Annotated in this window: 8 protein-coding genes; 2 read left to right on the top strand and 6 right to left on the bottom strand. The window is 58.7% G+C overall.

Annotation, left to right across the window (positions count from 1 at the left end; translation table 11 throughout):
• Positions 1 to 1,728, bottom strand: a 1,728-nt coding sequence (argS, locus tag FN633_RS09865; protein ID WP_154058897.1) for an arginine--tRNA ligase, incomplete at its 3' end; no start/stop codon positions are given.
• 245 nt (positions 1,729 to 1,973) lie between these two features.
• On the opposite strand from argS, the gene FN633_RS09860 reads away from it, so the two are divergent.
• Positions 1,974 to 2,540, top strand: coding sequence for a VOC family protein (locus FN633_RS09860; protein ID WP_154057584.1), 567 nt, complete (start codon positions 1,974 to 1,976; stop codon positions 2,538 to 2,540).
• Positions 2,541 to 2,558: 18 nt separating this feature from the next.
• Positions 2,559 to 3,305 (top strand): copper homeostasis protein CutC, encoded by a 747-nt coding sequence (cutC, locus tag FN633_RS09855; protein WP_154057583.1) that lies wholly within the window; start codon positions 2,559 to 2,561, stop codon positions 3,303 to 3,305.
• 123 nt (positions 3,306 to 3,428) lie between these two features.
• Here the strand turns inward: cutC and cmoB are convergent, their stop codons facing one another.
• The 5 genes from cmoB to FN633_RS09830 are packed head-to-tail and all read right to left on the bottom strand — an operon-like array spanning position 3,429 to position 7,011.
• Positions 3,429 to 4,400 carry a tRNA 5-methoxyuridine(34)/uridine 5-oxyacetic acid(34) synthase CmoB gene (cmoB, locus tag FN633_RS09850; protein ID WP_154057582.1) on the bottom strand — a complete coding sequence of 324 codons (972 nt, stop codon included), beginning with the start codon at positions 4,398 to 4,400 and terminating at the stop codon, positions 3,429 to 3,431.
• Positions 4,397 to 5,140: a carboxy-S-adenosyl-L-methionine synthase CmoA gene (gene cmoA / locus FN633_RS09845; RefSeq protein WP_154057581.1), complete on the bottom strand. Its 744-nt coding sequence runs from the start codon at positions 5,138 to 5,140 to the stop codon at positions 4,397 to 4,399. Before cmoA ends, cmoB begins: the two co-directional genes overlap by 4 nt.
• A gap of 40 nt (positions 5,141 to 5,180) precedes the next feature.
• On the bottom strand, positions 5,181 to 5,576 hold the full coding sequence (locus tag FN633_RS09840; RefSeq protein ID WP_154057580.1) for an MAPEG family protein: 396 nt from the start codon (positions 5,574 to 5,576) through the stop codon (positions 5,181 to 5,183).
• A 53-nt stretch (positions 5,577 to 5,629) separates the two neighbouring features.
• Entirely contained in the window at positions 5,630 to 6,448 is an 819-nt protein-coding gene (locus FN633_RS09835; RefSeq protein WP_154057579.1) for a DUF72 domain-containing protein, read from the bottom strand.
• Positions 6,445 to 7,011, bottom strand: coding sequence for a hydrolase (locus FN633_RS09830; protein WP_154057578.1), 567 nt, complete (start codon positions 7,009 to 7,011; stop codon positions 6,445 to 6,447). The genes FN633_RS09835 and FN633_RS09830 overlap by 4 nt, the downstream gene beginning before the upstream one ends.
• Positions 7,012 to 7,123: the final 112 nt, after the last annotated feature.

Genomic DNA, 7,123 nt, shown 5'->3' with positions numbered 1-7,123 from the left:
GCGTTCGACGGTCTGGATCCCAAGGGTATCCAGACCCGTTTTCAGCGTTTTTGCGGTCAGCTGCGCGAGCTTCAGGCGGCTCAGGCGCGTCTCGTCGCTCTCGGCGGTAAGAATCGGGCAGTGCTCGTAGAAGCCAGAGAACAGGCCCGCCAGATCGTAGAGGTAGCTGCACATCACGTGCGGGGTGCCTTCACGAGCAACCACGTTCAGCGTCTCTTCAAACTGCAACAGGCGCGCCGCCAGCTGGGCTTCACGATCTTCAGTGATCACCACGTTGGCGTTGGCCAGCACGCTCTCGTCAATTTCCGCTTTACGGAATACGGAGAGCACGCGGGTGTAGGCATACTGCATGTACGGCGCGGTATTGCCCTCAAAGGCCAGCATGTTATCCCAGTCGAAGATGTAGTCGGTGGTGCGGTTTTTAGAGAGATCCGCATACTTCACCGCGCCGATACCGACCGCGTTAGCCAGCTTTTCCAGTTCGTCGGCAGGCATATCTGGGTTCTTCTCCGCCACCAGACGGCGGGCGCGCTCCAGCGCCTCGTCCAGCAGATCGGCGAGCTTCACGGTACCGCCGGCGCGGGTTTTGAACGGCTTGCCGTCTTTACCCAGCATCATGCCGAACATGTGGTGCTCTAGCGGCACGCTCTCCGGCACGTAACCCGCTTTGCGCACGATGGTCCACGCCTGCATCAGGTGCTGGTGCTGACGGGAGTCGATGTAGTAAAGCACGCGATCGGCATGCAGGGTTTCAAAGCGGTACTTGGCGCAGGCGATATCGGTCGTGGTGTAGAGGTAGCCGCCATCCTTTTTCTGGATGATGACGCCCATCGGCTCACCCTCTTTGTTCTTGTACTCGTCGAGGAAAACCACGGTCGCGCCTTCGCTCTCTACCGCCAGCCCTTTGGCTTTCAGGTCGGCCACGATGCCCGGCAGCATCGGGTTGTAGAGGCTTTCACCCATCACGTCCTTGCTGGTGAGGGTCACGTTCAGACGATCGTAGTTAGTCTGGTTCTGCGCCATGGTGATATCCACCAGCTTGCGCCACATCTGACGGCAGTACTCATCGCCGCCCTGTAATTTAACCACGTAGCCACGGGCGCGCTCGGCAAAGGCTTCATCTTCATCGTAGTGCTTTTTAGCTTCACGATAGAACGCTTCGAGATCCGCCAGCGCCATCTCGCCTGCGTTCTCCTGCTGCTTAAGCTCCAGGAACGCAATCAGCATGCCAAACTGGGTTCCCCAGTCGCCAACGTGGTTGGCGCGGATCACGTTGTGACCGAGCAGCTCCAGGGTACGCACGGAGGCGTCGCCGATGATGGTCGAGCGCAGATGGCCGACGTGCATCTCTTTGGCCACGTTCGGGGCAGAGTAGTCAACCACGATGGTCTGCTGCTCCGGGCGGGAGAGGCCCAGACGATCGGACGCCAGCGCCTGGTTGACGTGCTCGGCCAGAAACGCCGGATCGAGGAAGATATTGATAAAGCCCGGCCCGGCGATCTCAACCTTGCTGGCAATGCCGTTGAGGTCAAGGTGAGTCAGAACCTGCTCAGCAACCTGTCGCGGGGGCATGCCCAGTTTTTTCGCAACTGCCATGACGCCATTGGCCTGGTAGTCACCAAACTGTACTTTTGCTGACTGACGAACCTGCGGCTCGCAATCCGCAGGCGCGCCTGCGGCAATCAGTGCCTGACTGACTTTTTCTGAGAGAAGTGCCTGAATATTCACCGGGATACCTTACGTTAACGACGCAGCGCGCAAAAAGCCGCCTGCGTCCGGGTGTTGATAAGTAAAGCCGGGAGTATACTGCAATTGCCTGCTGCCGTCAGCCCTGTCGGGACGCGGGTTTTGCGCAAATAAACGGCAAGCTAATCGTGAATAATCATTCATTTGCCAACGGGGGCAATCGCCGTTTGGTGCGCGTCCGACAACAGGGTAAATTAGCGGCTTTGCGATAAACGAGGGCGTTGACCATGGCTGACTGGCAGACCATTGACGAATTGCATGATATTTCTGCGGATCTCCCGCGCTTTACAAAAGCGTTAACCGAACTTGCCACCCGGCTGGGGCTGGATATCACGCCTCTGGAGGCAGATCACATTTCGCTGCGCTGCCATCAGAATACCACCGCCGAGCGCTGGCGTCGGGGCTTTGAGCAGTGTGGTACGCTGCTATCTGAGAACATCATTAACGGTCGGCCTATCTGCCTGTTTAAGCTGCACCAGCCTGTGACGGTGGCGCACTGGTCCTTTACGGTGGTTGAGCTGCCGTGGCCGGGCGAGAAGCGCTATCCCCATGAAGGCTGGGAACATATCGAGATCGTCCTGCCCGGCGACCCGGAAACCCTGAACGCCCGGGCGCTGGCGCTGCTGGCCGATGAGGGGCTACGCCAGCCCGGTATTGCTGTTAAAACCAGCTCACCGAAAGGGGAGCATGAGCGCCTGCCCAACCCTACGCTTGCAGTGACCGATGGCACGGTAACGGTGAAGTTTCACCCGTGGTCCATCGAGGCAATCGTGGCGAGCGAAAACGGCGCGTAGAACAGAGGAGGGAGAAAAATGGCTCTGCTGGAGATCTGCTGCTACAGCCAGGCGAGCGCCGAGACCGCACAGCTTAACGGAGCGGACCGCATCGAGCTTTGCGCAGCGCCTAAAGAGGGTGGGCTGACACCTTCCCACGGCGTCCTGCGGCTGGTGCGCGAGACGGTGACTATCCCCGTGCATCCCATCGTCCGCCCCAGGGGAGGTGACTTCTGCTACACCGACGATGAGTTCAGTGCCATGCTGGACGACGTCAGGCTGATCAAGACGCTGGGCTTTCCAGGACTGGTTATTGGCGTGCTGGATGAGGAGGGGAACATCGATCTCCCCCGCATGCGGCAAATAATGCAGGCTGCACAGGGGATGGCAGTGACTTTTCATCGCGCCTTTGATATGTGCAGAAACCCGCATCAAGCCGTTGATAAGTTAGGGGATTTGGGCGTGTCTCGCATCCTCACCTCCGGGCAAAAAGCGTCGGCAGAAAAAGGACTTTCATTAATTACGGAACTAAAAGACCGATCCGGTGTTCCAATCATTATGGCTGGTGCTGGCGTTCGAGCCAGCAACCTGCAACTGTTTCTGGACGCAGGGGTGGAGGAGGTACACAGCTCCGCAGGAATGTGGACTTCGTCGCCCATGCGTTACCGTCAACAGGGATTGTCGATGTCATCTGACGCGCAGTCGGATGAGTATCTGCGCTATTGCGTGGACGGTGAAATTGTAGCGGAAATGAAAGCGATGATTACCCGTCATCGCGCGTTCTGACCCTTTTTTACCGCACATCATGTCGCCCAATATGATGCTTGCTTTGTACCAGGCCCCTGCCATTTCAACAGGGGCCATTTTTTTTCCTTCATATTTCAAACTGCAACTGTGTTGGCTTCCGCGTTACGGCTTCTTCGCAATCAACACCGCACGCAGCGGGGCGGGGTAGCCCTCAACGGTCTTGCTCGGGTCGTTTGGATCGAGGAACTCCGCCAGCGACTCGGTGATCATCCAGTCGGTGCGGCGCTGCTCTTCAGTGGTGGTCTGGCAGACGTCAACGATACGCACATCCACAAAGCCACACTTCTCCAGCCAGTTTTTTAACGCCAGCGCGGAGGGGATAAAGTAGACGTTGCGCATCTGGGCATAGCGATCGCCGGGGATCAGCACCGTGCGCTCATCACCCTCGACCACCAGCGTCTCCAGCACCAGCTCGCCTTCGCTTACTAGCTGATCCTTAAGCTGCCACAGGTGCTCCAGCGGGGAGCGGCGATGATAGAGCACGCCCATCGAGAAGACCGTATCGAACGCGTTCAGCGCCGGAAGCTGTTCAATGCCCAGCGGCAGCAGGTGCGCCCGCTGGTCGCCGCCAAGCAGCTTGCGCACCGCCTCAAACTGGCAGAGGAACAGCTGGGTCGGATCGATACCGACCGCCAGGTGTGCACCCGCGCCTATCATTCGCCACAGGTGATAGCCGCTGCCGCAGCCGACGTCAAGGATCGTGCGTCCGCTAAGATCAGAGAGGTGCGGCAGCACGCGCTCCCATTTCCAGTCCGAACGCCACTCGGTGTCAATGTCCACGCCGTAGAGCGAGAACGGCCCCTTGCGCCACGGCATCAGGTTACGCAGCAGCGTATCGATGCGCTTGATCTGCCCTGGGCTGAGCGGGGTTTCGCTCTCCGCCGTCACGCTGTGCAGCAGATCAAGTCGATAGGGCTGCATCTCCGGTAGAAACTCTACCGCATTGGTCCACTGCTTAAACTGGCCGTGCAGAGCCCCGCGCTGCCAGGTCGCAATCTGCGCGGGCAGGGTCTCCAGCCAGTGGGCAAGAGGACTTTTGGCAATCTGCTGATAGAAATCACCGAACTCGATCATGCCGACGCTCCTGCTTTCAACGCCACCAGCGAACCAAAGTTAAAGCACTGGAACCAAAGTTCGCTGTGTTCGAACCCGGCCTGGCGCAGGCGGGCCTTGTGCGTCTCTACGGAGTCGGTGAGCATCACATTCTCCAGCATGCTGCGCTTCTGGCTGATCTCCAGCTCGCTGTAGCCGTTGGCACGTTTAAAATCGTGGTGCATGTTAAACAGCAGCTCGCCGGTGGTGGCATCTTCAAAGCTGAATTTTTCCGACAGCACCAGCGCGCCGCCCGGATTCAGCCCCTGATAGATGTTATCCAACAGCGCCTGCCGTTCAGCAGGTTCAAGGAATTGCAGGGTAAAGTTCAGCACCACCAGCGACGCGTTTTCAATGCGGATATGGCGAATATCGCCCTCAATCACCTCAACCGGCGTCGGCGCTTTATAGGCGTCAATATGACGGCGGCAGCGTTCAACCATCGCCGGAGAGTTATCCACGGCAATAATTTTACAGTCCGGATGGGCAATATTACGGCGCACGGAGAGCGTGGCCGCGCCCAGCGAGCAGCCCAGATCGTAGACCTGGCTAGCGGGCTGCACAAAACGCTCCGCCAGCATGCCGATCATCGAGATAATATTTGAGTAGCCGGGAACGGAGCGCTGGATCATGTCCGGGAAGACTTCGGCTACCCGTTCATCGAATGTCCAGTCACCCAGGCTGGCGATTGGCGCAGAAAAAAGCGTGTCGCGGTGAGACATAACGTAAAAATCCGAGAAAACAAAAGTGGCGTATTGTGCGCTAATGCACAGAGAAAACCAACTCCCAGGGCATGAACCAGAGGTTTGCCAGCACCATCAGCACCAGCGAACACCAGGTGGCGCTCATGCCAGAACGCCGCCAGCGCATCAGCTGGTGATGCAAACCGTAGTAGTGCATCAGGCGACCGGCAATCAGCAGCAGCCCGCAGACGTGTACCATCCAGGTTTCTGCGCCGTTCATCTCCATAAACAGCAGCAGGATCAGGCCCGCGGGAAGATACTCTACCGCATTGCCGTGGATACGGATCGCGGTCTGTAGCTCGCTAAACCCGCCATCGCCATACGACACCCGGTACTGCATACGCAGGCGCACAACGTCAAAAGATAACTTAATCAGCAGCAGAACACCCAGCACGGCATACAGCGCGCTTACCATAGAAACTCCATTTAAGCCCGGAAAGGGTACGTCTCTATGATAGCGCGACTGGTTCAGAAAAGAGAGGATTGTTGCGGAATTGACGGTGCGGGACCGACAGAAGGCACGGCGTGCTGTAGCGCGGTCCACAGGGTATCGACCAATACCGGGGCTTCGGCAATATCCGGCGTATGCAGAAAGAGATAGGGCGTAGTGCTTTTCTCCCAGAGGGCCAGCTTCTCCAGCCAGACGGCAAAGAGGGCACTGTTCTGCGCCATGTCATCGCTGCCGATAAAGCGCACCATCGGATGCTGGGCCGTGACCACCGCATGGACCGGCACCACGGGCTTTTTGCGCTGGGCTTCAATCACCGCTTCGCTGCGGGGAAGGGCGCTGTGCACCGGACGGCTGTCGAGGATCACCCGGTTGACGCCACGCGCATGCAGGCCCCGGTTAAGCTGCGTTTCCGCGTCGCCCTTGGTGAAAAATTCCTGATGGCGCACCTCTACCCCGTAGCGGAAATCCTCAGGCAGGCCGTCGAGGAACGCCCACAGGGCGGGCAGATCCTGCGGCGCAAACGAGGCGGGCAGTTGGAGCCAGTACTGGCCAATACGCTCCGCCAGCGGGGCCATACGGCTAAAAAACTCCTCGGTGAGATCGCCGCACTGGCGCAGCCGCGCCTGGTGCGAGATGGTTGCCGGGAACTTAAAGCAGAAGCGGAAGGAATCGGTGGTCTGGGCGTGCCAGCGCGCCACGATATCGGCCTTTGGCAGGGCATACAGCGTGGTGTTGCCCTCCACGCAGTTGAAGTGGCGGGCATAGGCTTCGAGATCGGTGATGCCAAGGCGCACCCATTTCGGGTGCGACCACTGCGGCAGGCCAATGTAGATCATAGTGCGGTAAGGATCTCTTCGGTGCTACGCACCCGGCCAATGCGCGGGAAGATATGCGTGAAGCTCCCCTGGTGCTGGTCGCTGCTGGCGGCGCTGCAGGCGTCTTCCACCACAATCAGGTTAAAGCCCAGCTCCCACGCATTGCGGGCGGTGGACTCAACGCCGATATTGGTGGAGATCCCGCACAGCACGATGGTGTCGATACCCCGGCGGCGCAGCTGCAGCTCCAGATCGGTGCCGTAGAAGGCGCCCCACTGGCGTTTAGTCACTTCGATATCACCGTCGCGCTTGCCCAGCACCACAGGATAGTGCCACCACTCCGGCGGCAGGGCGTGACCACCGATGGGGGCATCGACAGGCTGCTTGAGCGCCTCGGCGAAATCAGCCGACCAGCCTACGCGTACCATGACCACCGGTGCACCCTTGGCGCGAAACGTCTCCGCCAGCCGCGCGGCGCGAGCAACAACCTCATCTGCCGTATGCGGGCCACCGGCAAACGGCAGAATGCCCTCCTGAAGATCGATAACCACAAGGGCAGTTGTTTTCGCGTTAAGTTCTGGCATGTTAGCTCCTGTTATCTACGTCGTTTTGCCCATACAGTAAGCGTAAATGGCGTCAGCCTGGAGCACAAATTTTGTTAGTTTTTGTGAGCGTAGATGAAAAAGTATGCAGTCA

Origin of the sequence: Pseudescherichia vulneris (genome assembly GCF_902164725.1) — a bacterium.
Taxonomy (GTDB): Bacteria; Pseudomonadota; Gammaproteobacteria; order Enterobacterales; family Enterobacteriaceae; genus Pseudescherichia; species Pseudescherichia vulneris.
The sequence above is the reverse complement of the archived record's forward strand: the minus strand, read 5'-3'. Positions and strand labels throughout refer to the sequence as shown.

Coding starts and splice junctions, on each gene's coding strand:
- FN633_RS09860 (WP_154057584.1), top strand. CDS start 1,974: ATGGCTGACTGGCAGACCATTGACGAATTGCATGATATTTCTGCGGAT.
- cutC (WP_154057583.1), top strand. CDS start 2,559: ATGGCTCTGCTGGAGATCTGCTGCTACAGCCAGGCGAGCGCCGAGACC.
- cmoB (WP_154057582.1), bottom strand. CDS start 4,400: ATGATCGAGTTCGGTGATTTCTATCAGCAGATTGCCAAAAGTCCTCTT.
- cmoA (WP_154057581.1), bottom strand. CDS start 5,140: ATGTCTCACCGCGACACGCTTTTTTCTGCGCCAATCGCCAGCCTGGGT.
- FN633_RS09840 (WP_154057580.1), bottom strand. CDS start 5,576: ATGGTAAGCGCGCTGTATGCCGTGCTGGGTGTTCTGCTGCTGATTAAG.
- FN633_RS09835 (WP_154057579.1), bottom strand. CDS start 6,448: ATGATCTACATTGGCCTGCCGCAGTGGTCGCACCCGAAATGGGTGCGC.
- FN633_RS09830 (WP_154057578.1), bottom strand. CDS start 7,011: ATGCCAGAACTTAACGCGAAAACAACTGCCCTTGTGGTTATCGATCTT.